This window comes from Lacrimispora brassicae (genome assembly GCF_054772055.1).
Window position 1 is genome coordinate 63302 of record NZ_BRYH01000057.1, and the last position, 25926, is coordinate 89227.

At 45.9% G+C, this 25926-nt stretch carries 28 protein-coding genes; 25 read left to right on the top strand and 3 right to left on the bottom strand.

Going from position 1 to position 25926, the window contains the following annotated elements; all coding sequences use genetic code 11:
- Positions 1–138: 138 nt before the first annotated feature.
- Positions 139–1881, bottom strand: coding sequence for an Rqc2 family fibronectin-binding protein (locus ACYVD3_RS25365; RefSeq protein WP_460645284.1), 1743 nt, complete (start codon positions 1879–1881; stop codon positions 139–141).
- 141 nt (positions 1882–2022) lie between these two features.
- On the opposite strand from ACYVD3_RS25365, the gene ACYVD3_RS25370 reads away from it, so the two are divergent.
- From ACYVD3_RS25370 to ACYVD3_RS25420, 11 genes are all read left to right on the top strand, one after another.
- Positions 2023–2901 (top strand): YicC/YloC family endoribonuclease, encoded by an 879-nt coding sequence (locus ACYVD3_RS25370; RefSeq protein ID WP_460645285.1) that lies wholly within the window; start codon positions 2023–2025, stop codon positions 2899–2901.
- A gap of 16 nt (positions 2902–2917) precedes the next feature.
- The gene (gmk, locus tag ACYVD3_RS25375; protein ID WP_460645286.1) at positions 2918–3538 is read left to right on the top strand and encodes a guanylate kinase; all 621 of its coding nucleotides are present in this window, start codon (positions 2918–2920) and stop codon (positions 3536–3538) included.
- 26 nt (positions 3539–3564) lie between these two features.
- The gene (rpoZ, locus tag ACYVD3_RS25380; RefSeq protein WP_460645368.1) at positions 3565–3819 is read left to right on the top strand and encodes a DNA-directed RNA polymerase subunit omega; all 255 of its coding nucleotides are present in this window, start codon (positions 3565–3567) and stop codon (positions 3817–3819) included.
- 126 nt (positions 3820–3945) lie between these two features.
- Complete coding sequence (rimO, locus tag ACYVD3_RS25385; protein ID WP_460645287.1) at positions 3946–5286, top strand: 30S ribosomal protein S12 methylthiotransferase RimO; 1341 nt, start codon at positions 3946–3948, stop codon at positions 5284–5286.
- Complete coding sequence (gene pgsA / locus ACYVD3_RS25390) at positions 5270–5812, top strand: CDP-diacylglycerol--glycerol-3-phosphate 3-phosphatidyltransferase (protein WP_460645288.1); 543 nt, start codon at positions 5270–5272, stop codon at positions 5810–5812. The genes rimO and pgsA overlap by 17 nt, the downstream gene beginning before the upstream one ends.
- Positions 5813–5814: 2 nt before the next feature.
- Entirely contained in the window at positions 5815–7062 is a 1248-nt protein-coding gene (locus tag ACYVD3_RS25395) for a competence/damage-inducible protein A (protein WP_460645289.1), read from the top strand.
- A gap of 21 nt (positions 7063–7083) precedes the next feature.
- Positions 7084–8406: a hypothetical protein gene (locus ACYVD3_RS25400; RefSeq protein WP_460645290.1), complete on the top strand. Its 1323-nt coding sequence runs from the start codon at positions 7084–7086 to the stop codon at positions 8404–8406.
- A complete protein-coding gene (locus ACYVD3_RS25405; protein WP_460645291.1) occupies positions 8384–8761 on the top strand; it encodes a hypothetical protein in 378 nt (125 codons plus the stop codon). The genes ACYVD3_RS25400 and ACYVD3_RS25405 overlap by 23 nt, the downstream gene beginning before the upstream one ends.
- A gap of 14 nt (positions 8762–8775) precedes the next feature.
- A complete protein-coding gene (locus tag ACYVD3_RS25410) occupies positions 8776–9828 on the top strand; it encodes a DUF2953 domain-containing protein (RefSeq protein ID WP_460645292.1) in 1053 nt (350 codons plus the stop codon).
- A gap of 81 nt (positions 9829–9909) precedes the next feature.
- Positions 9910–10314 carry a GerW family sporulation protein gene (locus ACYVD3_RS25415; RefSeq protein WP_460645293.1) on the top strand — a complete coding sequence of 135 codons (405 nt, stop codon included), beginning with the start codon at positions 9910–9912 and terminating at the stop codon, positions 10312–10314.
- 60 nt (positions 10315–10374) lie between these two features.
- Positions 10375–10512: a hypothetical protein gene (locus ACYVD3_RS25420; RefSeq protein WP_013272624.1), complete on the top strand. Its 138-nt coding sequence runs from the start codon at positions 10375–10377 to the stop codon at positions 10510–10512.
- 178 nt (positions 10513–10690) lie between these two features.
- Here ACYVD3_RS25420 and rpmB read toward each other — a convergent pair whose 3' ends face one another.
- Positions 10691–10876 carry a 50S ribosomal protein L28 gene (gene rpmB / locus ACYVD3_RS25425; RefSeq protein ID WP_460645294.1) on the bottom strand — a complete coding sequence of 62 codons (186 nt, stop codon included), beginning with the start codon at positions 10874–10876 and terminating at the stop codon, positions 10691–10693.
- 169 nt (positions 10877–11045) lie between these two features.
- Between rpmB and ACYVD3_RS25430 the strand changes: the two genes are divergently transcribed.
- From ACYVD3_RS25430 to ACYVD3_RS25470, 9 genes are all read left to right on the top strand, one after another.
- Positions 11046–11402, top strand: coding sequence for an Asp23/Gls24 family envelope stress response protein (locus tag ACYVD3_RS25430; protein ID WP_158379236.1), 357 nt, complete (start codon positions 11046–11048; stop codon positions 11400–11402).
- 14 nt (positions 11403–11416) lie between these two features.
- On the top strand, positions 11417–13090 hold the full coding sequence (locus tag ACYVD3_RS25435; RefSeq protein WP_460645295.1) for a DAK2 domain-containing protein: 1674 nt from the start codon (positions 11417–11419) through the stop codon (positions 13088–13090).
- Positions 13091–13177: 87 nt separating this feature from the next.
- A complete protein-coding gene (gene recG, locus ACYVD3_RS25440) occupies positions 13178–15229 on the top strand; it encodes an ATP-dependent DNA helicase RecG (RefSeq protein WP_460645296.1) in 2052 nt (683 codons plus the stop codon).
- Between the two features lie 110 nt (positions 15230–15339).
- Positions 15340–16032: a DUF975 family protein gene (locus ACYVD3_RS25445; protein ID WP_460645297.1), complete on the top strand. Its 693-nt coding sequence runs from the start codon at positions 15340–15342 to the stop codon at positions 16030–16032.
- Between the two features lie 100 nt (positions 16033–16132).
- A complete protein-coding gene (gene udk, locus ACYVD3_RS25450; protein ID WP_460645298.1) occupies positions 16133–16756 on the top strand; it encodes a uridine kinase in 624 nt (207 codons plus the stop codon).
- A gap of 180 nt (positions 16757–16936) precedes the next feature.
- Positions 16937–17140 (top strand): small, acid-soluble spore protein, alpha/beta type, encoded by a 204-nt coding sequence (locus ACYVD3_RS25455; RefSeq protein WP_460645299.1) that lies wholly within the window; start codon positions 16937–16939, stop codon positions 17138–17140.
- Positions 17141–17546: 406 nt separating this feature from the next.
- Positions 17547–18107, top strand: coding sequence for a 16S rRNA (guanine(966)-N(2))-methyltransferase RsmD (gene rsmD / locus ACYVD3_RS25460; protein ID WP_460645300.1), 561 nt, complete (start codon positions 17547–17549; stop codon positions 18105–18107).
- Positions 18108–18228: 121 nt separating this feature from the next.
- Complete coding sequence (gene coaD / locus ACYVD3_RS25465) at positions 18229–18717, top strand: pantetheine-phosphate adenylyltransferase (protein WP_460645301.1); 489 nt, start codon at positions 18229–18231, stop codon at positions 18715–18717.
- Between the two features lie 20 nt (positions 18718–18737).
- Positions 18738–19319 carry a vacuolar family H+-ATPase subunit H gene (locus ACYVD3_RS25470; RefSeq protein WP_460645302.1) on the top strand — a complete coding sequence of 194 codons (582 nt, stop codon included), beginning with the start codon at positions 18738–18740 and terminating at the stop codon, positions 19317–19319.
- On the opposite strand, the gene ACYVD3_RS25475 is transcribed toward ACYVD3_RS25470, so the two are convergent.
- Positions 19276–20202, bottom strand: a complete 927-nt coding sequence (locus ACYVD3_RS25475) for a nucleoside recognition protein (RefSeq protein WP_460645303.1) — start codon at positions 20200–20202, stop codon at positions 19276–19278. The genes ACYVD3_RS25470 and ACYVD3_RS25475 overlap by 44 nt on opposite strands.
- Positions 20203–20253: 51 nt before the next feature.
- On the opposite strand from ACYVD3_RS25475, the gene ACYVD3_RS25480 reads away from it, so the two are divergent.
- From ACYVD3_RS25480 to ACYVD3_RS25500, 5 genes are all read left to right on the top strand, one after another.
- Positions 20254–21063 carry a M23 family metallopeptidase gene (locus ACYVD3_RS25480; protein ID WP_460645369.1) on the top strand — a complete coding sequence of 270 codons (810 nt, stop codon included), beginning with the start codon at positions 20254–20256 and terminating at the stop codon, positions 21061–21063.
- Between the two features lie 133 nt (positions 21064–21196).
- Positions 21197–22561, top strand: coding sequence for an RsmB/NOP family class I SAM-dependent RNA methyltransferase (locus ACYVD3_RS25485; RefSeq protein ID WP_460645304.1), 1365 nt, complete (start codon positions 21197–21199; stop codon positions 22559–22561).
- A complete protein-coding gene (locus tag ACYVD3_RS25490; RefSeq protein WP_460645305.1) occupies positions 22561–23310 on the top strand; it encodes a pseudouridine synthase in 750 nt (249 codons plus the stop codon). The genes ACYVD3_RS25485 and ACYVD3_RS25490 overlap by 1 nt, the downstream gene beginning before the upstream one ends.
- The gene (locus tag ACYVD3_RS25495) at positions 23304–23969 is read left to right on the top strand and encodes an HAD family hydrolase (RefSeq protein WP_460645306.1); all 666 of its coding nucleotides are present in this window, start codon (positions 23304–23306) and stop codon (positions 23967–23969) included. Before ACYVD3_RS25490 ends, ACYVD3_RS25495 begins: the two co-directional genes overlap by 7 nt.
- Positions 23966–25906: a YgiQ family radical SAM protein gene (locus ACYVD3_RS25500; RefSeq protein ID WP_460645307.1), complete on the top strand. Its 1941-nt coding sequence runs from the start codon at positions 23966–23968 to the stop codon at positions 25904–25906. Before ACYVD3_RS25495 ends, ACYVD3_RS25500 begins: the two co-directional genes overlap by 4 nt.
- The last annotated feature ends 20 nt before the right edge of the window (positions 25907–25926 follow it).

Consider the following 25926-nt stretch of genomic DNA (forward strand, 5'->3'; position numbering starts at 1 on the left):
ATATAAAAATATCACGAATATTGTATGAATATTTTGTTTTCGTTAATAGATGGTGATATGTGGTTAAATGGCGGTGATAAAATGAGAGAGACAGATTCCGAAAAACCTGCCTCTCATAAGATATTTCATATTTAAAATTTACTTACATTCTTCCAAAAGTATCCTTGGTTCGGCGACCATGGAATAATTGGTGTGGTAGATAACAAATCCAGGGGCTGCGCCTGTCACCTTTTTGATCTGCTTTTTCTGCACATAATCCACTTCCACCTTATCGTTTTCACGGCCTTTGGAGTAGTAGGCGGCCAGGGCTCCGGCCTCCTCAAACACCCGGTCGGGAAGCTCTTTTCCTTCGGACTTTACGATCACATGGGATCCGGGAATTCCTTTTGCATGGAACCACCAGTCGCTGTTTCCTGCCACTTTAAAGGTCAGCTCTTCATTCTGATAATTATTTTTCCCCACATAAATATGGAATCCGCCAGAAGAAAGGTAGTGGAAGGGCTTGCTTGTGATCTTTGGCTTCTTGTCGCCGGTACGGCGGTGCTTAATATAACCGTATTCCATCAGCTCTTCTTTGATCTGTACAAGATCCTCCTCCATTAAGGCAATGTCCAAAGCAGCGCTGACGGATTCCAAATGGTCGATTTCCCGTCTGGTTTCTGCGATTTGTTCTGTTACGGCTTCAAAGGTGCGCTTTAGTTTGTTGTATTTGTCAAAATATTTCTGCGCATTTTCCTTTGCAGATAACTGATCATCCAGAGGAATGGTAATGTCCTCATTGGTGTAATAATTAAGGCAGATAAGCTGTTTGTCTCCTCCTGCCAATTCATATCCATAGGTATTGATAAGTTCACCATAGACCTTATACTTGTCCTTTTTCTCCGTATCCTTTAGCTGTTTGGACTGCAGATCGTATTTCTTATAATTCCGCTCCAAAGCGGTCTGCACGATTTTCCGTAAGTCTACGGATTTCTGACGGATTCTGGTGATGGTATTTTTTGAAGCATAATAGGTTTCCAAAAGGGGACTGATGGAATCAAAGCATTTGGATACATAGCCTTCTCCCTGATAGCAGGTTAAGGGGAGGGCGGAGAATTCCACAGGTTCTTCCATTTTATATATAATATTTGGGGTGAAATGTCCATGCTTTACATCCTCCATAACAAAGGAAAACATGCGGTATAAATGAACCAGCTCCAGTTGTGACAGCCCATTGGCAGATAAGTCCCCGTCAATGGAAGCCAGGTGGCAGAGTTCATGGCCCATAATCGGGCTTAAACCGGTCAGCTTCAGGTACAGCGCTTTTTGTATGGGGGCAGCGGTATGACCGATCACATCTATGAATTCTTCCTGGGTGATGGTCAGGGGGTCTTTTTTCTCCATGGTCTGAGGAATGAAATAGGTTCTTCCCGGCAAAACCTCTCGTACAGAACTGACCTGGGCGGAAATGTGCTTGATGCTGTCTAAAATCAAGTCCTCTTCATTGCAAAAGATGATGTTGCTGTGTTTTCCCATGATTTCAATGATGAGTTTTTTGATCCTTTTGTCGCCTAATTCATCGAAATGCTCCACTTCCATGCACAGGATCCGTTCCAGTCCCGGCTGGCTTACCCGGATGATGCGCCCATTTCCAATGTGCTTTCTTAAAAGCATACAAAAATTGGGGGCGGTCATTGGGCTTTGTTTATTTGTCTCCGTAAAATAGATGAGAGGAAGACTGGCGCTTGCCGAGATCAGGAGCCTCCATGTATTCTTCTGGTTTTTAACAGTAAACAGCAGTTCATCCTTCTCTGGCTGGGCAATTTTTGCAATTTTCCCGCCCTCCAGCCGGTCTTTCATCTCTGCTGTGAGATTTGCCATAACAATTCCGTCTAATGCCATTGTTCGTTTCCTCCGGTTAATGGTCTATATAATAGGATAGTATAGCACAGAATTAGCCTTCTGTAAAATTAAAACCAATTGACTTGTTTTTTATTATGACTTATAATGGATTATATCTATGGCGAAAGAGAGGCATATAGAATGATTAAGAGCATGACAGGTTTCGGCAGATGCGAAACCGTCACGGATGAGTATAAGATTTCCGTCGAGATGAAGGCTGTAAATCACAGGTATTTGGATTTAAGCATAAAGATGCCGAAAAAGTTTAATTTTTTTGAAGCAGGGATCAGGAATCTGTTAAAGAATTATATCCAGCGCGGAAAGGTTGATGTATTTATCAGCTATGAGGATTTCACAGAGAATAAGCTGTGTTTAAAGTATAACAGTGCGCTGGCTGCCGAATATATGGAGTATTTCACAAAGATGGAGACACAGTTCGGGATTCAGAACGACATCAAGGTATCGGCCCTGGCCAAATGCCCGGAGGTCCTTACCATGGAAGAGGTGCCGGAGGATGAGAATCAGATGTGGAAGCTTCTTTCAGAAACCATTGAAGAAGCTACCAAACGTTTTGTGGAATCCAGAATGACAGAAGGGGAGAATCTAAAGAACGATCTCCTTGGAAAGCTTAAGTTTATGACTGAGCTTGTGGGATTTATAGAGGAACGGTCCCCCAGGATCCTTTTAGAATACAGGGCAAAGCTGGAGGATAAGGTAAAGGAACTGCTGGCGAGCGCTTCCATTGATGAGGCAAGGGTTGCCACAGAGGTTACGATTTTTGCTGATAAAATCTGTGTGGATGAAGAAACCGTACGGCTCAGAAACCACATTGAAAATACTGATGCAGAGCTTAACGCAGGCGGAAGTGTGGGAAGAAAACTGGATTTCATCGCTCAGGAAATGAACCGGGAGGCAAACACCATTCTTTCCAAAGCCAATGACCTGGAAATTTCCGATAAGGCCATCGCACTGAAGACCGAGATTGAAAAGGTAAGGGAACAGATCCAGAATATTGAGTAGGAGAGTAAGGAAAAACATGAATGAACATGGCATATTGGTAGTTGTATCCGGATTTTCAGGGGCCGGCAAGGGAACCTTAATGAAGGAGCTTCTGAAACGGTATGATAATTATGCGCTGTCCATTTCCGCCACCACCAGAAATCCCAGGGAGGGAGAAGAAGACGGCAGGGAATATTTCTTTGTGACAGAAGAACGCTTTAAGGATATGATGGAAAAGGACGAATTGATCGAATATGCCCAGTACGTCAACCATTATTATGGCACGCCCAAGGAATATGTTTTGAACCAGATGAGAATGGGGAAGGATGTTATTCTGGAAATTGAAATCCAGGGAGCACTTAAGGTAAAAGAATGTTTTCCTGCTGCGATTTTGGTTTTTGTCATGCCACCCAATGGGGGAGAATTAAAGCGCCGTCTCATCGGCCGGGGTACGGAAAACATGGATGTGATCAATGCCAGGCTTCGCCGGGCGGCAGAGGAAGCAGAAGGCATGGAGGCCTATGATTATATCCTTATTAATGATAAAATAGACACTTGTGTGGAAGAAATGCACCGCATGATACAGGTCCAGCATAACCGGGCTTCTAATAATATGGCATTTTTAGCCCATATTCGGGAAGAATTAAAGAACATATAGAGCCGATTGAGAAAGGGGAATAAATGATGTTACATCCATCTTATTCAGATTTGATTAATGTAGTAAACAGTGAGGTAGAACCAGGAGAAGCTCCTGTTGTGCAGAGCCGTTATTCCATCGTGATCGCCGCAGCCAAGAGAGCCAGGCAGATCATCGGCGGGGCAGAGCCGGAGGTTTCGGGAGCCGGCAAGAAACCGCTTTCTATTGCCGTAGAGGAACTGTATGAGGGCAAAGTGAAGATTTTAAGCGAAGCGGATGCAACGGAAGAAGACGATAATTAGGAAGAAGGCCGTCTCCTCTTTGGATGAGATGGCCTTTCCCTTTTGCGCGGGCCATGAGCCGAACAAATATGGTTGCATATTCATTTGGCAAATGACGCGTCAACTAAGAATGACAGGAGTTTTAACATGAATTTATTATGTGTTTCACTGGGCTGCGACAAGAATCTTGTGGATACGGAGATGATGCTGGGCCTTCTGAATAAAGACGGATATACCTTTACGGATGATGAGTATGAGGCTGATGTAATTGTGATCAATACCTGCTGCTTTATCGGTGATGCAAAAGAGGAAAGCGTAAATACCATACTGGAAATGGCTCAAAGGAAGATAGACGGCAAATGCAAGGCGTTGATTGTGACCGGATGTCTGGCCCAACGGTATAAACAGGAGATCATAGACGAAATTCCTGAAGTGGATGGGATCTTAGGGACCTCCACCTACGACGAGATTTCCCACGTCCTGGCGGAAGCCTTAGGCGGAAAAGAGCACGTTCAGCGCTTTCACGATCTGGACGGGCTTCCGGAACTGGAAACGGAGAGGATCCTTACAACCGGAGGCCATTATGCATTTTTAAAAATTGCGGAAGGGTGCGACAAGCGCTGTACTTACTGCATCATTCCTTCCTTACGGGGGAATTACCGCAGTGTTCCTATGGAACGCCTGGTAAAGGAAGCAGAAATGCTGGCGGATAAGGGGGTAAAGGAGCTTATTTTAGTGGCTCAGGAGACAACCCTTTACGGTGTGGACTTATATGGGGAGAAATCACTTCCAAAGCTTCTTAAAAAGTTATGCCGCATATCCGGTATCCAGTGGATCAGGATCCAGTACTGTTATCCGGAAGAGATCACAGATGAGCTGATCCAGACCATAAAGGAAGAAGAGAAAATCTGTAATTACCTGGATTTGCCCATTCAGCATGCCAGTGACCGGATTTTAAAACGCATGGGACGCAAGACTACAAAGGCCCAGCTTCAGGAAATCGTGGAAAAGCTTCGGAGTGAGATTCCGGATATGGCTCTAAGGACCACCTTGATTTCCGGATTCCCGGGGGAGACCCAGGAGGATCACGAAGAGCTGATGGAATTCGTGGATGAGATGGAATTCCAGCGCTTGGGAGTGTTTGTATATTCCGCAGAAGAGGATACGCCTGCAGCAGAATTCCCGGATCAGGTTTTGCAGGAGATAAAGGAAGAACGCCGTGATGCCATCATGGAGCTTCAGCAGGAGATCTCTTATGAGTTTTCCAGATCCATGGTCGGAAAGACCCTGGAGGTCATGATAGAGGGCAAGGTAGCGGATGAAAACGCTTATGTAGGCCGCACCTATATGGACGGGCCAGGTGTGGATGGAATGATTTTTGTTCAGACCGGTGAAGAACTGATGTCAGGTGATTTTGCCAGGGTCCGTGTTACAGGAGCCATGGAATATGATTTGATAGGAGAGTTGGAGGATGAATTTACCGAATAAGCTTACGATTTTAAGGGTTATTATGATTCCGTTTTTTGTTCTGTTTCTGCTGCTTGACGGAGGCACCAATGCAACATACCGTTACATCGCGGCCGTCATATTTATTGTGGCCAGCTTTACGGACTTACTGGATGGAAAGATCGCAAGAAAGTACGGCCTGGTGACAAACTTCGGCAAGTTTATGGACCCTCTTGCAGATAAGCTGCTGGTCTGCGCAGGACTGATCTGCTTTACGGCCCTGGGCCAGCTTTCTGCCTGGATCGTTATTGTGATCATAAGCCGGGAATTTATTATCAGCGGTTTCCGTCTGGTTGCTTCTGATAATGGCGTGGTGATCGCGGCAAGCTATTGGGGAAAATTTAAGACGGTATCCCAGATGATCATGTCGGTTCTCCTTATCCTGAACATTCCGGCACTGTCCGTTGTTACAACGGCATTTATCTGGATCGCAACCGTCCTTACTGTGGTATCACTGATTGATTATATAGCAAAAAATTATCGTGTTCTTTTGGAAGGGAGTATGTGATCATGGTTGTTGAACTGATTTCGGTTGGAACGGAGCTTCTTCTTGGAAATATTGTAAATACCAACACTCAGTACCTGGCGGAGAAATGCGCTCTTTTGGGACTTTCCATGTATCACCAGGTTACGGTAGGTGACAACAGGGAGCGTCTTTCTGAGGTATTTGAGACTGCATTAAAGCGTTCGGATGTTGTCATTTTGACCGGCGGCCTGGGGCCAACGGAGGATGATTTAACAAAAGAGGTCTGTGCACAGGTCCTGGGCTTTTCTCTGGTGGAGGATGCCCATACTAGGGACCGGATCAAGGCGTATTTTAAAAACAGCATTTATAAAGAGATCCCGGACAATAACTGGAAGCAGGCCCTTGTACCCCAGGGCGCTGCTGTGCTTGACAATGACAATGGCACTGCTCCCGGACTTATTATGGAAAAGGATGGAAAAGCGGCAATTTTACTGCCAGGACCTCCCAATGAGTTAAAGCCCCTGTTCCGTGACCAGGTATTCCCCTATCTTCAGAAGCGTCAGCCTGAAGTGATCCGTTCTCAGATGATCAAAATCTGCGGACATGGGGAGAGCCAGGTAGAGAATAAGCTTCTCGACCTTATTGACGGCCAGTCCAATCCGACCATTGCCACCTATGCAAAGACGGCTGAGGTACACTTAAGGGTCACTGCAAAGGCATCAAACGAAGAAGAGGCAAAAGGCCTTTTAAAGCCGGTGGTAAAGGAAATCAAAAGCCGTTTCGGGGATGACGTGTATACCACGAAAGAGGAAGAGACCATTGAAATGGCAGTTGTCCGCCTCCTTAAAAAATATGAGCTGACAGTGACTACGGCAGAATCCTGTACCGGAGGTTTGATCGCAGGCCGTCTGGTAAACGTGCCGGGAGCCTCTCAGGTGTTTCGGGAAGGCTTTATCACCTATTCCAACAAGGCGAAGAGAAAACTTCTTGATGTAAGCAAGAGCACCTTGAAAAAATACGGTGCGGTCAGCGAGCAGACTGCCAGGGAAATGGCTATCGGAGGTGTTTTTGCAGCCGATGCGGATGTCTGTATTGCAGTGACAGGGATCGCCGGACCGGATGCCGAAGGGGAAAAGCCGGTAGGACTTGTTTATATGGCCTGCTATACGAAGGATAAGGTTTCAGTGGAAGAATATCACTTTAAAGGGAACCGGGAAAAGATCAGGGAACAGTCTGTGGTAAAGGCTCTGGACCTGCTGCGCCGCTCCATTCTTAAGAATTACCATTCATAAACCTTCCGGGAGGAGAGAAAAGTGGAGACCCGTTTGCTGAAAAAACAGATGACTGCAGCCTGCCAATACTCTTATGTAAGGCTGGTGCTGAATTATTACACTTTATTTGAAACCATAGGGGAAGAGCCGGTGATCCCGGAGCGGATCATTTCCTGCTGCCGGCGGCTTAATGAACTGCTTGAAGAGCATTTTTCCGGAAATAATGCGGAAGAGGGACTGCTTAAGCTTCGGGAGGATATCACTCATGAAGTGGAAGTCCTGACTTCCTACACCGACTGCTTTCAGATTTATGAATATGTCCTTAACCGCATGGAACGGAAGTTTAAGACGCTGCCGGAAACCGGACTTGATGATGAAAGCTTTGCAAAGCGTCTCACAGAATTTGTAACGGATACCAAAGAAACGGCAGTTATGAACGGAAGGATCAGACAGATCATCGGACAGCTTCCGGTCCGCCTGACCAAACAGAAGTTTTTCAGCCTCGTCATGGAAGGGCTGTCTGTTTATATAGGTTCTCCCAGGGAAAATCTTCAGGATATGATGTATACCCTTTGCACGGAATCCATGGCAAAGCTTCCATTGGGAATGAAAGAAGGGCATAAGGACTTTTTTGAGCTCTTGGAACAATTCCGTCATGCAGATTATAAGACCATGACTGGGGAAGGCTATGAGGAAGCCACTGCAAAGCTTTCCCTTGCCTGTGAGGAGCTAATGGAAGAATCGGGACTTTATATCATGCTTCAGGACATCATCAATGATTTCTGCGTTCTGATATTTGCAAGGCCGGAAGCTGTCATTGATGTGAAGGAGGAGGAACTTTACTCCTCCATGGCAGAGGAGATTTTGGAAAAATTCAGCAAAGAAGATTACTCTCTGGTAAAAGAAGATTTTTTTGACAGGCTCACCCAGTTGGAGGGCAGACAGGAAGCCTGCTATGAGCGCTATTTAAGGGCAGAGCTGCCGGGAGAGAGCGACCAATGGAATCAGGACCCGGATTACATGAAGGCTGTGAATGTGGACAGGCTTTTGTCCGGAAGCAGCTTCGTGGAATTAAAAAAGGCGGGCAAGAGGGAAGAAACAGCCGTTGTTGACCGTTCCTATTTAGAGGAAAGGGCGGGAGAGTATTTTAAGGATCTTGAAGAGGTGTTCTCCGGTGCCTCCAGGCCAGTGGTAAGGGCTATTATGGCTAAGGTGCTATCAGACCTTCCTGTCTGTTTTAATTCGATTGATGAAATACAGGCATATGTTGAAGGAAGCCTTAAAAGCTGCCTGGATGAAGCGGAAAAGGAAACTTGCAAGGAATTATTGGAAGAGCTGATGAATGATGAAAATAATCTGGTATGACCGTTTATACGTAGGCGAAAAAGCGAAAAAGAAACGTTACCGGATCATTCAGGGGATCCGTAAGTCAAAGTCCGGCCCTGAGATTTATGTGATTACGCCTGCTGTAAATGGGAATAATATACTTGATATCTATCCGGCAATGACGCTTTTATGGCCCCTTTACCAGGATGAGGAGTTTCTCATTTTGGGCATTGCGTCCAGTTACTGGGAGGCGTTAGAGGTGGCCGGGAATATCGTCAATGATATGTACCGGAAAACAGGAGGCTTCGATCTGTCTGGTTTTATAGGGAAACCCATTCCAGGGAAACCTTTATGCCCAAAATACATGGGCGAAGATAATGAAAGAGGCCGGTAAGGTGTGAGGTGTTCATGCTTCATATAATATTGATAATACTTAAAATCTTAGGGCTGCTTCTGCTCATTGTTTTAGGAATTCTCCTTACTGTGGTTCTGCTGGTCCTCCTGGTGCCGGTCCGGTATCAGGCAGAGGGATCTTATAACGGGAAGGTGAAGGGAAAGGCCAGAATTACCTGGCTGCTACATATCCTTTCCGTTACGGTTCAATACGAGGAAGACGTATTGGCCACGGTCCGGGTTTTTGGCTTCCGTATTGGAAAGCCCAAAAAGATGGACTCGGAGCTTAAAGAAGCGGAAGAGATCATGGTTCAGGCCATGGAAGTAATGGAGCCGGAGCCCTTAAGAGAAATTCGGGAAATAAAAGATGAGATTCATGATAGGGGACAGGAGGAACCGCCCCCTTCAAGAGAAGAATCCAAGGAGACACCAAAGGAAGAACTCGGGGAAGAACCTAAGGATGCTCCGAAAGAAGCGTTGAGGGAAGAACCCGGGGAGGCACCAAAAGAAGCGTCGGGGAAAGAGTCCGGGGAAGCACCAAAAGAAGCGTCAAGGGAAGAACTCAGGAACGCACCAAAGGATGGACACAAGAAGAAAAAGAAATTCGGGGTGCCGGAGTTATTTGCAAGGCTTAAGAAGAGGGTTCTCACGGCTTTTACAAAACTTAAGTTTTTTTTCCGGCGGATCTGTGATACACTGAGGACAGTTAAAGATAAAAAAGATGAGATCCATGCCTGGATTTCCAATAAGGAAAACCAGAACACAGTAAAGCTGCTTTTTAGACAGGGGAAAAAGCTGCTCCGCCATATTCTTCCCCGCAAAGGAAAGGGAAACATCACCTTTGGCTTTGATGATCCATACCTGACCGGCCAGGTGCTCACCTATGCAAGCGTTGTTTATCCGCTTTGTTATAAGCATCTGAACCTGTATCCGGTATTTGACCGGACCGTTTTTACTGCGGAAGGAAGGTTTCGGGGCAGGATCCGCATGGGGACTGTTCTTCTCATTGGATCGCGGATGCTGCTGGATAGAAATTTCAGGCATTTATTAAAGAAATGGCTTCGATAAAGGTGGTCGCAGCTCTGACATTTTGTTGCGCGGATTGAAATTGTTGCGTGGATTGAAATGATAAAGGAGGAATTGCTTAACGTGGCAGAGAATAATTTTACATCTACGGTAGCGTCGCTGTTTAAGGGAATGGATTCTTTTGTGGCGACAAAGACTGTGGTAGGAGATGCGGTAAAGGTGGATGATACCATCATTCTGCCTTTGGTGGATGTGACCTGCGGCATGGCTGCCGGGTCCTTTTCAGGAGATACAAAGCAGAACGGGGCCGGGGGAATGCATGCAAAGATGAGTCCCAGTGCGGTTTTGATCATTCAGAACGGAGTAACAAAACTGATAAATATTAAACAGCAGGATGCGGTGACGAAAATTCTGGATATGGTTCCGGATTTTGTCAACAAATTTGCCGGCGGTACAAAAGAGGTTTCCCCGGAGGCCTTAAAGGTAGCGGAGGAGATGGCCGCTGCAGAAGAGAATAAAAAAGCGTAAGAATAAGAAGGGGATAAGCCGCATAGGATGTCATATAGCCTGAATGGATTGAGGGATGATATGAGAAGAGTATGCGGACTTATGCTGTTCTGCTTTGGAGCGGGCATGGCGATCCTGCTTTTTATCCCGGCGACTATCGTTACGATCCTGTTTATTATCGGATGTCTGGTACTGGGATATAACCTGTTCTGCTGCTGATCAAGCAATGCTGTTAAAAATAACTGGGGTCTTCTTAAATGAAGGCCCCATGAAACGCCCTTGGGGCATACCTTGACATCCGGTAAAGCGGGGTGGGCTCTGCCCGGAAAGCATGGGCAATAATAGGAAAAAGACAAAAAAATACTCCTGACTGATACCAGCCAGGAGTTTCCTTCAATTAAGCTCTTTCAACTAATCCGGATCTTAAGCAGGAAGTACATACGTACATCTTCTTAGCGCCGCCATTAACTTTTACTTTAACGGACTTGACATTTGCTTTCCACATCTTGTTAGATCTTCTATGGGAATGGCTCACTGCGTTACCAAAGTGAGCAGCTTTTTCACAAATTGAACATTTTGCCATGATTGCACCTCCTTAAAAGCTACTTGGATTTCTTTATGGTTGAAAAATCCACAACAAGTGTATGATAACAGAAAATCTATGGATTTGCAAGTGAAAAATAAAAATTTGTTTCTTTTTTTGGAAAAATCATGTATAATCAAATAAGACAGAAAGAACGGAGGTAGAGACTATGAAGGGTTATATCAATAATAAACTGGGCGAAATCCAGGTAAGCCCTGATGTTATCGCTATGTATGCCGGAACGACTGCAGTGGAATGCTTCGGTATCGTCGGTATGGCGGCTGTCAGTATGAAAGACGGACTTGTAAAGCTTTTAAAGCGGGAAGGCCTGACTCACGGAATTAATGTGAACATTCAGGACAACCATATTACCATTGATTTCCATGTGATTGTGGCTTATGGAATCAGCATTTCTGCGGTAGCGGATAACTTGATTGAAAATGTAAAATACAAAGTAGAAGAATTCACCGGTATGACGGTAGATAAGATTAACATCTTTGTCGAAGGCGTAAGAGTGATTGATTAAGGAGGAAACTACCTGTGGGTATGAAGTATATAGACGCCGAAATGCTGCAAAAGGCATTTCTGGCAGGAGCAAAAGGACTGGAAGCGAAGAAAGAATGGATTAATGAACTGAATGTGTTTCCAGTGCCGGATGGTGATACCGGAACAAACATGACCATGACCATCATGGCGGCGGCAAAGGAAGTGGCTGCCATTGAGAATCCTACCATGGAAGCCTTAGCTAAGGCAATTTCCTCAGGTTCTTTAAGAGGCGCAAGAGGAAACTCCGGTGTAATCCTGTCCCAGTTGTTCCGGGGCTTCACAAAAGAGATAGCCACTGTAGACCATGTGACTGCCACTGTTTTAGCCAATTCCTTTGTAAGGGCAACGGAAACTGCATATAAAGCGGTTATGAAGCCTAAAGAAGGAACTATTCTTACCGTAGCCAGGGGAATGGCTGAAAAGGCAGCGGAGCTGGTTACAGAGACAGAGGATATCCTTGAGTTCTGCCAGAGGGTGATTGATCACGGTGATTACGTATTGAGCCAGACTCCTGAAATGCTCCCTGTTTTAAAGCAGGCCGGAGTGGTGGATTCCGGCGGCCAGGGGCTTATGCAGGTCATGAAGGGAGCTCTTGACTGCCTTATGGGCAAAGAAGTGGACTTATCCGTAGAGGGCGTTAAGCGGCCGGATACCTCTGCCGCAGCTCATGGTGCAATATCCTATGACATTGATATTAAATTCGGTTACTGTACCGAATTTATCATCAATCTGGAAAACCACTATAATGATAAGGCAGAGCATGAATTCAAGGGATATTTGGAATCCATCGGAGATTCCATTGTGGTTGTTTCGGACGATGATATGGTAAAGGTCCACGTTCATACCAATGATCCGGGGCTTGCAATCCAGAAAGCCCTTACTTACGGCTCCTTATCCCGGATGAAGATTGATAATATGAGGGAAGAGCACCAGGAAAAGCTGATTAAGGAATCAGAAAAGCTGGCGGCACAGCAGAAGGCGGAAGAAGAAAAAAAGGTGGAGAAGAGAAAGTCCTACGGTTTTATTTCCGTATCTGCCGGGGAAGGCCTTGACGGGATTTTCCAGGGGATCGGAGCCGACTATCTGATCCAGGGGGGCCAGACCATGAACCCCAGCACAGAGGATATGTTAAATGCCATTGAGCGGGTGAATGCGGACACCATCTACATTCTTCCCAACAATAAAAATATCATCCTGGCAGCCCAGCAGGCAAAAAGCCTGGTGGAAGACAAGAAGGTCATTGTAATCCCTTCAAAAACCATACCCCAGGGTATTACTGCCATCATCAATTTTGCACCGGACTTATCTCCTGAGGACAATGAAAAGATCATGACAGAGGAGATGGCCCGGGTGAAAACCGGCCAGGTGACCTATGCGGTCCGCAATACTATGATCGATGACATTGAGATCCGGGAAGGGGACATTATGGCCCTGGGAGACAATGGAATCCTGGCAGTTGGAAAGGACATTGAGCCCACGGTGCTGGAGGCCCTGGAAGCCATGGTGGAAGAGGAATCTGAACTGGTGACCGTTTATTACGGCAAGGATGTTAAGGAAGAGGATGCAAACGCGCTTAAGGAAAAAGCGGAAGAACTGTTTTCCCACTGCGAGGTAGAGCTTCATGCAGGGGGCCAGCCGATTTATTATTATCTTATATCCGTAGAATAAAAAAAGAGCCTGAGGCGTTTTCATACCGGGCAGACAAAGTCCTGTCTGCCCGGTTTTTCTGTGCAGAAAGAAAGGAGGAGCCCGTCTTTGAACCATGAGTCAATTGATTCCTTAAAGGGAATCGGAGAAAAAACAGGAAAATTGTTTCAAAAAGTGGGAGTGATGACCGTTGGGGATCTTTTGGAATATTATCCGAGAGCCTATGACACCTATGAGGAGCCTTCTCCCATTGGGGAGCTTAAGCCGGACCAGGTAATGACCGTGGCCGGAATGCTTTATAAGACCCCTGATGTAAAACGGTACAGCCACATTCAGGTCATTACAACGAATTTAAAGGATATGACGGGTACTCTTTTGCTTACCTGGTACAATATGCCTTACCTTCATTCTACCTTAAAGGCAGGGATGCGGGCTGTTTTCCGCGGCCGGGTGGTAAAAAAAAGCGGCCGCCTTACCATGGAACAGCCTGAAGTATTTACGGCAGAAGCCTATGAGCAGGTGATTCATTCCATGCAGCCTGTTTACGGCCAGACCAAGGGGTTAAGCAATAAAACCATTGTCAAGGCCCAAAAGCAGGCCCTAAGCCTTCGGAGCATGATTCGGGATTATTTGCCTGGGGATTTGCGTAAAAAGCATGAACTGGCGGAATATAATTTTGCTATTGAACATATTCATTTTCCGACGGACCGGAACGAACTGCTATTTGCCAGAAAAAGGCTGGTGTTTGATGAGTTTTTTCTTTTTCTTATGGCGGTCCGGCGTTTAAAGGATGGTCGGGAAGATAAAAAAAGCGCCTATGCCCTGAGCCTGTCCCCGGAAGTGGAGGCCTTAAGGAAAAACCTCCCTTATTCCCTTACCAATGCCCAGCAAAATGTTTTAAATGAGATATACGGCGATCTGTCAGGAGGCGGGGTAATGAACCGCCTTATTCAGGGAGATGTAGGCTCCGGCAAGACGATCATTGCCATACTCTCTCTTTTGCAGGCAGCCTATAACGGATACCAGGGAGCTCTTATGGCGCCTACGGAAGTACTTGCAAAGCAGCATTTTGAATCCATGACGGAGCTGTTTGCTGCCCATCAGATTGATAAAAGGCTCATACTTGTTACAGGCTCCATGACGGCAAAGGAAAAAAGGATCGCTTATGAAAAGATCGTTTCCCATGAAGCGGATATTATTATCGGCACTCATGCCCTTATTCAGGAGAAGGTGGTATACGACAATCTGGCCCTGGTGATCACTGATGAGCAGCACCGGTTCGGAGTGGGCCAGCGGGAAATGTTAGGAAAAAAGGGAGAAGAGCCTCATGTTCTAGTGATGAGTGCCACGCCTATTCCCAGAACCCTGGCCATTATCATTTACGGAGATCTGGACATTTCTGTCATTGATGAACTGCCTGCAAACCGTCTGCCCATTAAAAACTGTGTTGTGGATACCGGCTACAGGAAAAAGGCATATGAGTTTATCCGGAAAGAGATAGCAGATGGCCGCCAGGCCTATGTGATCTGCCCTATGGTAGAAGCCAGCGAGATGATCGATGCGGAGAATGTATTGGATTATACAAAAACCTTAAGGGAAGCGCTTCCGGGAATTTCTGTGGAATATCTTCACGGGAAAATGAAGCCAAAGGAAAAAAACGGGATCATGGAGAGGTTTGCCTGCGGGGAAATCAAGATCCTGGTTTCCACCACTGTGATCGAGGTTGGGGTCAACGTTCCCAATGCAACGGTCATGATGATTGAAAATGCGGAACGCTTTGGCCTGGCCCAGCTTCACCAGCTAAGGGGGCGTGTGGGGCGGGGGAAATACCAGTCTTACTGCATTATGGTAGGAGCCTCGGACCAGGAGGGGACAAAAGAACGGCTGGATATCTTAAACCAGTCCAATGACGGTTTTTTTATCGCGTCGGAGGATTTAAAGCTTCGGGGACCGGGTGATATTTTCGGCATCAGGCAGAGCGGGGATCTGGAATTTAAACTGGGTGATATTTTTACAGATGCAAACCTGCTAAAGACCGTGTCAGAGGAAGTCAAGCGGCTTTTTTCGGAGGATCCGGAACTGGAAAAAGAGGAACACCGGGAGCTGAAAGAGAAGCTGGAAGAGTATCTTGAGAAAAGCTATGATAAGCTTAATTTGTAGCGAAAAATTTCTCATTTGACGATTTTTGCAGAAAATATTTGCAATTATCGACATGAAATGATAAACTTATGAACGTAAAATTATTATAGTAAGGAAACAGGAGGAATTATATGAGTAGAAAAGCTTTAAAAATGGATGCAAAAGATGCTATGAGGGAGGCTCTTGTGAGCCCTTATATGGTCACAATAATTTTGGGCGTCATTACTATTGTACTGTCTGCCGTACAGGGATTTCTGGATATATGGCAGGGAATGATAGAAAACGCCGGTACTTATGATCTGGGCCAGACCGGAGCGTTTGCTGCCAGCAGCATTATTTTTATGATCATTTCATTAATCCTCAGCACAATTATCCAGTTTGGGTATCAATCTTACTGTTTAAAGGTTGCAAACAGGGATCAGACTATGTCATATGGGGATCTGTTCAGTACTGCAAGATATTTGTTAAAAACCTTGGGACTGGTTTTAATGATGTCTCTGCTTACTTTATTGTGGACCTTACTTTTAATTATTCCGGGAATCATTGCTGCTTACCGCTATTCCCAGGCTATTTTTATTATGGTTGAGAATCCGGATAAGGGCGTGATACAGTGCATCCGGGAAAGCAAGGAAATGATGGCAGGCCATAAGTGGGAATACTTTGTTCTGGAACTGTCCTTTATTTTATGGCAGCTTCTGGGTCTTGTTACCTGCGGTCTGGCTTTCATTTATGTATATCCCTATACAAATGTTACTTTAGCTAATTATTATAATGAAATAAAGCCAAAAACGGTTGTATATGAGGAAGCAACTGTGTTTGAGTAAACGGGTCAAAGGGTTCAATTCTTTTTTAAGAGGTTGAGCCCTTGGATTATTTATGAAGATTTCCTGCATATACCGCAAATACAATGGAGGAACAGGTCAGATGAAGTGTGTGTTAATTGGAATCGCCGGAGGAACCGGCTCAGGGAAGTCGACCTTTACCAATCGGTTAAAGGCTGCGTTTGGCGACGATATTGCGGTTATTTATCATGACAATTATTATAAAAAGCAGGATGACCGTTCTTTTGAAGAGAGAAAGAAGATGAATTATGACCATCCGGAAGCTTTTGAAACAGAACTTTTGCTGAAGCAGCTTCAGATGCTGCGGGACGGAAAAGAGGTTGAATGTCCCGTATATGATTATTCCATGCACAACCGTTCTCAAAAAGTGGTGAAGGTGGAGCCTAAAAAGGTTATTTTGGTTGAGGGAATCCTGGTTTTTGCAGATGAACGTCTAAGGCGCATGTTTGATATAAAAATATTTGTGGAGGCTGATGCCGACGAGAGGATCCTGCGCCGTGTGATCCGTGACGTAAAGGAAAGAGGCCGGGATATTGAAGGTGTTGTGGAGCAGTATCTTACCACGGTTAAGCCCATGCACTATTTGTATGTAGAGCCTACAAAGCCCCTGGCTGATGTTATCATAAACAGCGGTATGAACGAGGTTGCGTTTCAGTTGGTGAAAACCAATATTGAAAAGATATTGGAGACCGGAAAAGAGGATTAAAATCCTTTTCCATGAGAATGTTTATGAAGCTTCAAATTTTTTTCCTAAAAATAACATTTTACGAAAAACCTTCTAGTGTATTTCATTCTATTCCTGCCATAATAGGAGTGTAGCACAAAACACACCATGAATTAAATAAAACAAACACATGGTGAATAGATGAAAAGGAGGCATATTATTATGTCAGGAAGATCTAATACTACAAATGTACCAGAAGCAAAAGAGGCAATGAGTCGTTTTAAAATGGAAGTAGCCAACGAGATTGGTGTTCCGTTAACTAATGGTTATAACGGTAACTTAACTTCCGCACAGAATGGTTCCGTAGGCGGTTATATGGTTAAGAAAATGATCGAAGCCCAGGAAAGACAGATGGCAGGGAAATAATCTGTAAAAAACAAAAAAACACCCTTCGGATATAGAGTAATGTTCAGATAGCATGGACAATAGAAGGGAAATGAGGAGCTGCAGTTTCGTAACTGATCATCAGTTATGGAGCTGCGGCTCCTATCTTTTTTGGGATTGGTAATGTGGCTTGAGATGCTGTGGGATATTGGCCGACGCAACTTTTAGTTGTATATCTTCCCGATTCATACTATAATATCCACAAAAGCAATGAGCAGTGCGAAACAGGATGTCTGAAAAAATTCGTCGTGCTAGCACGTAAGAATTTTTTCAGACATCCTGTTTCATAGGGCGAATGCCCGTGATGGGGTGAATCCCCAGGATTCACCCCCTGCACTGCGGACTAAACATCACAGCAACTGGTAAAAACAAAGTGAGGAATTCTATCATGAGAGTAATTGCAGGAAAAGCCAGAAGGCTTATATTAAAAACCATAGAGGGGCAGGATACGCGGCCAACTACAGACAGAATTAAGGAAACCCTTTTTAATATGATACAAGGGGACATGCCCGGATGCAGTTTTTTAGATCTGTTTTCCGGAAGCGGGGCAATTGGGATCGAGGCATTGAGCCGGGGCGCCGGGGTGGCGGTTATGGTGGAACAAAATCCCAAGGCTGCAGAATGCATCCGTGAAAATTTAAAAACCACAAAACTGGAAGATGATGCCATTGTAATAAACTGCGACGTTATGACAGGGCTTGGCAGGCTGGAAGGAAAGGGGCACATATTTGATTTTGTATTTATGGACCCGCCCTATGACGACGGCTGGGAAAAACGGGTTTTCCACCATCTGGCTGAATCTCCCCTGATCCATGAGGATACCACTATCATCGTGGAAGCCTCCCTGGAAACCTCCTTTGATTACCTGGAGGAAATGGGATACCGGATCATAAAGGTAAAGGATTATAAGACAAATAAACATGTATTTGCAGCAAGGAAAGAATTGTAGGAAATCCCCTTTTTGGCATACCCTGATGCCTGGAACGATGAACAATAATCAGGAAATACCCTTAAGGCATCCCTTAGTGCACAAAATACATGGGCAATAATATAAAAAAGGAAGAGACCGTATGAGAAAAGCAGTGTATCCGGGAAGTTTTGATCCGGTGACCTTTGGTCATCTGGATATTATTGAACGATCCGCCAGGATGTCGGATCATTTGATCATAGGAGTTTTAAATAATTATTCAAAAACTCCGTTGTTTTCTGCAGAAGAACGTGTTAATATGTTAATGAGCCTTACCAAAGACCTTCTCAACGTGGAGGTAAAAGCGTTTGGTGGGCTTTTGGTTGATTTTGTACGAGCCAATCAGGCGGATGCGGTCATTCGCGGGCTTCGGGCTGTAACGGATTTTGAATATGAATTGCAAATCGCACAGACAAACCGGGTTATGGCTCCGGAGATTGATACTGTGTTTTTGACGACGAATTTGAAATATTCTTACTTGAGTTCCAGCATTGTGAAGGAGATTGCCTCCTATGGCGGAGAGATAAACACGTTTGTGCCGGCATGTGTTGCTGAGCGTGTAATGAAGAAGATGGCAGATAGAATGAAATAAGAGTAAGGAGTGTTCTTATTATGATGAGCAGAATTGAACAGTTAATCGGTGAAATTGAAGAATATATTGACAGTTGTAAGTACCAGCCCCTTTCCAACAGTAAGATCGTGGTCAACAGGGATGAGCTGGAAGAGCTTCTGGTGGAACTCCGTCTGAGAATTCCTGATGAGATCAAGCAGTATCAGAAGATCATCAGCAACCGTGACGCCATTATGAATGAGGCCCGCCAGCAGGCGGATTCCATTCTGGCCCAGGCCAATGCTCAGACCAATGAGCTGGTCAATGAGCATGAGATCATGCAGAAAGCATATACCCAGGCCAATGATATCATTGAACAGGCCAACATCCAAGCCCAGCAGATTGTGGAACAGGCGGTATCCGATGCCAACGGCATCAGGCAGAGTTCTGTTCAGTATACGGATGACATGTTAAAGAGTCTGCAGACCATTATCAGCCATTCCATGGAAGGGGCACAGGGCCGTTTTGACGCTTTTATGTCCTCCATGCAGTCAAGCTATGACATCGTCTCCTCCAACCGCCAGGAGCTGACAGGAGCTGTCATGCCCATGGCAGGAACTGAGGAAAACGGGACAACAGAATAAAAAATATGATGGTAAGGACGCTGTGAAGCACTTTCCAGGTTACATAGTGCCGGATGGATAATCCGGCATTTTTTATAACACTCTTTGTCTGAAAGACACCGGACAATCCTCCGAATGCGGTCACTACTCCGATCCATAAACCCCCTGATATTCCTGAAAAGGCTTGGGAGACGGCTTTGATCCCGGTGGTGATCTCCACGAATCCCAGGATGATGGCTTTATATTGGGGAACATTTATGGGGATCGTAGTTATGTAAAGGGCCAGGATGGAAAAAAGCATGATATATCCCCCTATTTTTACCATGACTTCGCAGGAATCCATCAGGCTTTCGTCAAAGGATTTGCGGGACTCCCTGGCTACGGGCAGGGATCTGGCAGGCCCGCTGATGCCATAATACCTCCGTGCTCCAAAGGAAAGAGGAATGATGGGCAGGTACACACTGGCAAGGAGAAGCCAGACCGGCACCGACGGGGGAAGGTTTAAGGCGGCATAGCCTAACAGGAACATGGGGCTGGGATGATTGCAGATGGCTAAAAGGTATTTTCCCTCTTTTTCAGAAATACGGTTATTATCCATGAAATCACTGCAGGTCCTGGCTCCCATGGGATAGCCGCATAGAAGGCCGGAAACAAGGGTGTAGCTGCCCGCATCTGAGAGGCAAAAGAAACGGTGCAGAATTCCCCTGACAGGAAAAATAAGGATGTTGATTGCATTTAGGACTACAATGACATTGGAACAGATCATAAATGGCAGAAGGGTGGGCACCACCACAGAACCCCACAGAACCAGTCCGTTTTTTGCACCTTCAAAGGCTATGGAGGGAAAACGGAGCAGTAGAATCAAAGCTGCAACGGAAAGCAGACGGAAAAAGGATTTTTTCATGTGCACCTGAATAGATTGTTTTATATAATTATATGAAATGGCATGACTGATATGATGGTGATTCTTCTTTTCATCCTGATCCTTTCCGTTTTCCAGGTAACCATGATCGATTACCTGTACAATAATCCCACTTTCTACCAGCTTGATGCCTATACCTGGGAAAGTGATGATTTCAGAAGCTTGAAGCTTGGAAAAATGGTGGCGGAATGGGATTCTCTCGATTATGATACTTTGACCTCTTTAATGGTAGAGCACCAGTATGATCTGACTGGGGTCACAGACAAGGATACCCATACGGACAGACTTTTAAAGGTAAAGCCTGCGGAATACCGGAAGCTTCGCCAGGCATATGAAACCCTGTTAAATGATTTGAAGTTTTTTCCGGTTCCCTTAACCACTCTTACCGGTTCCCCGGATGTAAGCTACCAAAACGGCTGGATGGAAACCAGGACCTATGGAGGAGAACGGGGACATGAAGGCTGCGATATCATGGGAACAGAACGGCCCAGAGGATATTATCCGGTGGTCAGCATGAGCGACGGAGTCGTAGAGAAGGTGGGCTGGCTGGAAAAGGGCGGCTGGCGGATCGGTATACGGGCTCCTAAGGGGACGTATCTGTACTATGCCCATCTTTACGGCTACAGCAGGCAGTGGAAGGAAGGTGACAAGGTAAAGGCAGGGGAGCTTTTGGGGTTTATGGGGGACACAGGCTACAGCCAGGTAGAGGGGACTACGGGCAATTTCCCGGTCCATCTGCATGTGGGGATTTATTTACGGACCGACCATCATGAGGAGATGAGTGTCAATCCTTACTGGGTCTTAAAATATCTGGAGAAATACCGGTTGAAATATTCGTATTAGCTATATTACGGTGGATAAAGCCGGCCTTTTATGGAAACTTGCCTTGCAAATTTCCACAAGCTATATTAAGATTGCTTACATAGGCGAGCCAAAGGCCAATCCAACGGCCTTGATGTAAGATGGGAGCGACAACGTGAAAGAACAGAAGATTTCAGAAGAATTTTTAAACAGGATGAAAGATTTGTTGGGGGAAGAGGAGTTTGAGGCGTACCTAAAAACCTTTGAAGAGGAACGGCTTTATGGGCTGCGCGTCAATACTCTTAAAACAACCCCGGAAAAATTTGTAAAAATGACAACCCTTAAGCTGAAACCGGTTCCCTGGATCCATAACGGTTTTTACTATGAAGGAGAAGAACGTCCGGCCAAAGATCCTTATTATTATGCCGGGCTTTGCTATCTCCAGGAACCCAGCGCCATGACGCCGGCAAGCCTTCTGCCCGTAGTTCCGGGAGACAAGGTTCTTGACCTGTGCGCAGCGCCTGGAGGGAAAAGCACGGAGCTGGGGGCAAAGCTGGAAGGAAAAGGACTTTTAGTGTCTAATGACATCAGCAATTCCAGGGCAAAGGCTTTGCTTAAGAACCTGGAATTGTGGGGAATCGGGAATATTTGTGTCACCAGTGAGGAACCAAAGAAATTGAAGGAAGCCTTCGGTGAATTTTTTGATAAAATACTGGTTGACGCCCCATGCTCAGGAGAAGGGATGTTCCGCAAGGATGGGGATATGGTGAAGAGCTATGAAGAACACGGGCCGGAATACTATGCCGGGATCCAAAGGGAAATTATGGATCAGGCGGTAGACATGCTGACTCCCGGCGGACTTCTTTTATACTCCACCTGTACCTTTTCAGTCTGTGAAAATGAAGATATCATCAACAGGACTCTTAAACTCCATGAAGAAATGGAGCTGATCAGCCTTCCCCTTTTTGAAGGGGCCAGCGGCGGGATCGGCCTTTTGGGCTGCCTCCGCCTCTTTCCTCACAAGATCAGGGGAGAAGGCCATTTTATGGCTCTGCTGAAAAAGAAAGGATCCCAATCAGGCCATGAGGCCCGGGAATATGAGACAAGGAAACAGCCCCCTCTTCCTGAGGAACTTTCTGATTTCCTTTCCATGGTTTCAAAGCCTCTGGAGCGTTCCCGCATCTGGATAAAGAATGATATGGTTTACTACCTGCCGGAATACTTTCCCGAGATTGCAGGCGGCCTGCGTTACCTAAGGACCGGACTTTTGCTGGGAGAGATGAAGAAGGGACGCTTTGAACCGGGACAGGCCTTTGCCATGGTTTTAAAGCCGGAAGAGTTTAAACAGACTATTTCCTGGGAAAAGCAGGATGAAAGGGTGATCCGTTATCTAAAAGGGGAAACCATTTCTTTAAAGGAAGAGGAGGGCCCTTTCAAAGGCTGGTGCCTTGTGTGCGTGGAAGGCTTCCCTCTTGGCTTTGCCAAGGGAAACGGAGCTTCATTGAAGAACAAATACTATCCGGGATGGCGGTGGCAATAATGAAGGAACTAAGGCTTGATAAATATTTAGCAGAAATGGGAGAAGGTACCAGGAGCCAGATAAAGGAAATGGCCAGAAAAGGCCGGATTTTGGTAGACGGGATACCAGAGAAAAGGGCAGAGCGCAAGATCCAGCCGGAACAGAATCAGGTGTCGGTGGATGGACGTTTGGTGTCCTATGTCCGTTATGAATATTATATGCTGAACAAGCCTCAGGGCGTGGTATCCGCCACTGAGGATTCCCGTTATGAAACCGTGATCAGCCTTATTAAGTCACGGAAACGGGATGATTTGTTCCCTGTAGGACGGCTGGATATTGATACGGAAGGGCTTCTTCTCATCACCAATGACGGAGATCTGGCTCATCAGCTTCTGTCTCCGAAAAAGCATGTGGATAAGGTTTATTTCGCCCGGATCGAGGGAGAGCTTCCGTCTGACGCCAAGAAGCAGTTGGAGGAAGGGCTGGTGCTTTCTGATGGAACGCCAACCCAGCCAGCCCTTCTGGAAGTGCTGAAACCGGGAAGGGAAGAATCGCCTTCTGAAATTTGCCTGACCATACGGGAAGGAAAATTCCATCAGGTGAAACGGATGTTTGAAACGCTTGGGTGCTGTGTGATATACTTAAAACGGATGTCTATGGGAAGCCTTATCCTTGATGAGGCCTTAAAGCCGGGAGAATACCGCCCGCTTTCAGAAGAAGAGATCCGGAGTTTAAAAATTCGAAAGGAAGACAAAAGCAGAGGATGTTAGAGGAAAAGAAAGCAGTGATTTTTGATCTGGATGGGACACTGGTTGATTCCATGTGGATGTGGAAATCCATTGATATAGAATTTCTTGGCAGCAGAGGATTTGCATGCCCGGAGGACTTACAAAAGGAAATCGAAGGGATGAGCTTTTCGGAAACCGCTTTTTATTTTAAGGAGCGTTTCAGGCTGAAGGAATCCCTGGAGGAGATCAAGGCCGTGTGGACGGAAATGTCCATTGAAAAATACCGGAATGAGGTTTGGTTAAAGCCGGGAGCAGGTGAATTTCTCAAATATATTGCTGAAATGGGATTAAAAGCAGGAATTGCTACCAGTAACGGCAGGCAGATGGTGGATGCGGTGATTGATTCTTTAAATATCGGGCAATATTTTCAGGTAGTGGCTACTTCCTGTGAGGTAACCGCCGGGAAGCCTGCACCTGATATTTATTTAAAGGTAGCAGGGGAGCTTTCCGTATCTCCTGGTCATTGCCTGGTCTTTGAAGATGTCCCTGCCGGGATTATGGCCGGAAAGCGGGCAGGAATGACGGTCTGTGCCATTGATGATGAATTTTCCAGAGAGATGGAAGAGGAAAAACGGCAGTTGGCCGACTACTTTATATACGACTACCACCAGATCCTAAAAAGAAAGGTAGAAAAATCATGATGCACGATTATCTTCCCATGAGCCGGTCTGATATGAATATCAGGGGGTGGAGGCAATGTGACTTTATCTATGTCACCGGCGATGCCTATGTGGATCATCCATCCTTTGGTCATGCCATCATCAGCCGCCTTTTGGAGGCCCATGGATATAAGGTGGGCATCATATCCCAGCCGGACTGGAAGGACCGGGCCAGCATTCAGGTTTTAGGGGAACCCCGTCTTGGATTCCTGGTTTCCGGCGGCAACATGGATTCCATGGTGAATCATTATTCTGTTTCGAAAAAGCGCAGACAGCAGGATTCCTATACGCCGGGAGGAGTCATGGGAAAGCGCCCTGATTATGCGGTCACTGTTTACTGTAATCTGATCCGGTCCGCATACAAAAAGACGCCTGTTATCATCGGCGGCATTGAAGCCAGCCTAAGGCGTCTGGCCCATTATGATTACTGGTCGGACCGGTTAAAGCATTCCATTCTCATTGATTCCCAGGCGGATTTAATCTCTTATGGGATGGGGGAAAAGTCCATTGTGGAAATTGCGGATGCTTTAAACAGTGGGATTGACGTTAAGGACATTACTTTTATAGACGGTACGGTTTATAAGACAGACAGTCTGGAATCCGTATACGATGCCCTGATCCTTCCTTCCTTTGATAAGATGAAGGCTGATAAACTGGAATATGCAAAAAGCTATTATATTCAGTATAATAACACGGACCCATTTACAGGAAAGCGTCTGGCGGAGCCTTATAAAGACAATCTGTTTGTGGTCCAGAATCCGCCGGCCAAGCCCCTTTCCATGGAGGAGATGGATGAGGTATACGCCCTTCCCTATATGAGAAATTATCACCCTTTTTATGAGGATCTTGGGGGAGTTCCTGCCATCCGGGAGATTAAATTCAGCCTGATCAGCAACCGGGGCTGTTTTGGAGCCTGCAGTTTCTGCGCCCTTACTTTCCACCAGGGCAGGATCATACAGGCCAGAAGCCATAATTCCCTTTTGGAAGAGGCCAGGCTTTTGACAGAAGAGCCGGACTTTAAGGGGTACATCCATGACGTAGGAGGGCCGACTGCGGATTTTCGGTCTCCGGCCTGTGACAAACAGATGACGAAGGGCGCCTGTCCTAACCGGCAGTGTCTGTTCCCGGAGCCTTGCAGGAATTTAAAAGCGGACCATACGGATTATATTGAACTTCTGAGAAAACTGAGAAATCTGCCAAAGGTGAAAAAGGTATTCATCCGCTCCGGCATCCGGTTTGACTATGTGCTGGCAGAGTCTGGGAAAAAGTTCTTAAAGGAGCTTTGCCAGTACCATGTCAGCGGACAGCTTAAGGTTGCCCCAGAGCATGTGGCAGATAAGGTGCTGTCAAAAATGGGCAAGCCCCGGAATCAGGTATACCGGCAATTTGTAAAGGAATACAACGAAATGAACGGGCGCCTTGGTATGAAACAGTATCTGGTCCCCTATTTAATGTCCTCCCATCCAGGCTCCGGGCTTTTGGAAGCCGTTGAGCTTGCGGAATATTTACGGGATCTGGGATACATGCCGGAACAGGTCCAGGATTTTTACCCAACCCCTTCCACCATATCCACCTGCATGTATTATACCGGATATGATCCACGGACCATGGAAAAGGTGTACGTGCCGGTCAATCCCCATGAAAAGGCCATGCAAAGAGCCCTGATCCAGTATCGGAATCCGAAAAACTATGAGCTGGTTTCCGAGGCATTACGGTTGGCGGGCCGGGCCGATTTGATCGGGTATGATAAAAAGTGTCTGATCCGTCCAAGAACAGGGGCATCGGGAGGTTTTTCAGACAGTAAAACAGGGAAAACTTATGGCAGCGGAAAGAAAACAGGAGCCAAAGAAGCAGAAGGCCGCCGGGAACCAAAGAAAAAGACCATAAGAAACGTCCATAAAAAAGCAGGAAAAAAATAAAATCCAAAATTTAAAGAAAA

What these genes read in the sequence shown, in the direction of transcription:
- ACYVD3_RS25365 (WP_460645284.1), bottom strand. Translation starts at nt 1,881, where the DNA reads ATGGCATTAGACGGAATTGTTATGGCAAATCTCACAGCAGAGATGAAA.
- ACYVD3_RS25370 (WP_460645285.1), top strand. Translation starts at nt 2,023, where the DNA reads ATGATTAAGAGCATGACAGGTTTCGGCAGATGCGAAACCGTCACGGAT.
- gmk (WP_460645286.1), top strand. Translation starts at nt 2,918, where the DNA reads ATGAATGAACATGGCATATTGGTAGTTGTATCCGGATTTTCAGGGGCC.
- rpoZ (WP_460645368.1), top strand. Translation starts at nt 3,565, where the DNA reads ATGTTACATCCATCTTATTCAGATTTGATTAATGTAGTAAACAGTGAG.
- rimO (WP_460645287.1), top strand. Translation starts at nt 3,946, where the DNA reads ATGAATTTATTATGTGTTTCACTGGGCTGCGACAAGAATCTTGTGGAT.
- pgsA (WP_460645288.1), top strand. Translation starts at nt 5,270, where the DNA reads ATGAATTTACCGAATAAGCTTACGATTTTAAGGGTTATTATGATTCCG.
- ACYVD3_RS25395 (WP_460645289.1), top strand. Translation starts at nt 5,815, where the DNA reads ATGGTTGTTGAACTGATTTCGGTTGGAACGGAGCTTCTTCTTGGAAAT.
- ACYVD3_RS25405 (WP_460645291.1), top strand. Translation starts at nt 8,384, where the DNA reads ATGATGAAAATAATCTGGTATGACCGTTTATACGTAGGCGAAAAAGCG.
- ACYVD3_RS25410 (WP_460645292.1), top strand. Translation starts at nt 8,776, where the DNA reads ATGCTTCATATAATATTGATAATACTTAAAATCTTAGGGCTGCTTCTG.
- ACYVD3_RS25420 (WP_013272624.1), top strand. Translation starts at nt 10,375, where the DNA reads ATGAGAAGAGTATGCGGACTTATGCTGTTCTGCTTTGGAGCGGGCATG.
- rpmB (WP_460645294.1), bottom strand. Translation starts at nt 10,876, where the DNA reads ATGGCAAAATGTTCAATTTGTGAAAAAGCTGCTCACTTTGGTAACGCA.
- ACYVD3_RS25430 (WP_158379236.1), top strand. Translation starts at nt 11,046, where the DNA reads ATGAAGGGTTATATCAATAATAAACTGGGCGAAATCCAGGTAAGCCCT.
- ACYVD3_RS25445 (WP_460645297.1), top strand. Translation starts at nt 15,340, where the DNA reads ATGAGTAGAAAAGCTTTAAAAATGGATGCAAAAGATGCTATGAGGGAG.
- udk (WP_460645298.1), top strand. Translation starts at nt 16,133, where the DNA reads ATGAAGTGTGTGTTAATTGGAATCGCCGGAGGAACCGGCTCAGGGAAG.
- ACYVD3_RS25455 (WP_460645299.1), top strand. Translation starts at nt 16,937, where the DNA reads ATGTCAGGAAGATCTAATACTACAAATGTACCAGAAGCAAAAGAGGCA.
- rsmD (WP_460645300.1), top strand. Translation starts at nt 17,547, where the DNA reads ATGAGAGTAATTGCAGGAAAAGCCAGAAGGCTTATATTAAAAACCATA.
- coaD (WP_460645301.1), top strand. Translation starts at nt 18,229, where the DNA reads ATGAGAAAAGCAGTGTATCCGGGAAGTTTTGATCCGGTGACCTTTGGT.
- ACYVD3_RS25470 (WP_460645302.1), top strand. Translation starts at nt 18,738, where the DNA reads ATGATGAGCAGAATTGAACAGTTAATCGGTGAAATTGAAGAATATATT.
- ACYVD3_RS25475 (WP_460645303.1), bottom strand. Translation starts at nt 20,202, where the DNA reads ATGAAAAAATCCTTTTTCCGTCTGCTTTCCGTTGCAGCTTTGATTCTA.
- ACYVD3_RS25480 (WP_460645369.1), top strand. Translation starts at nt 20,254, where the DNA reads ATGATGGTGATTCTTCTTTTCATCCTGATCCTTTCCGTTTTCCAGGTA.
- ACYVD3_RS25490 (WP_460645305.1), top strand. Translation starts at nt 22,561, where the DNA reads ATGAAGGAACTAAGGCTTGATAAATATTTAGCAGAAATGGGAGAAGGT.
- ACYVD3_RS25495 (WP_460645306.1), top strand. Translation starts at nt 23,304, where the DNA reads ATGTTAGAGGAAAAGAAAGCAGTGATTTTTGATCTGGATGGGACACTG.
- ACYVD3_RS25500 (WP_460645307.1), top strand. Translation starts at nt 23,966, where the DNA reads ATGATGCACGATTATCTTCCCATGAGCCGGTCTGATATGAATATCAGG.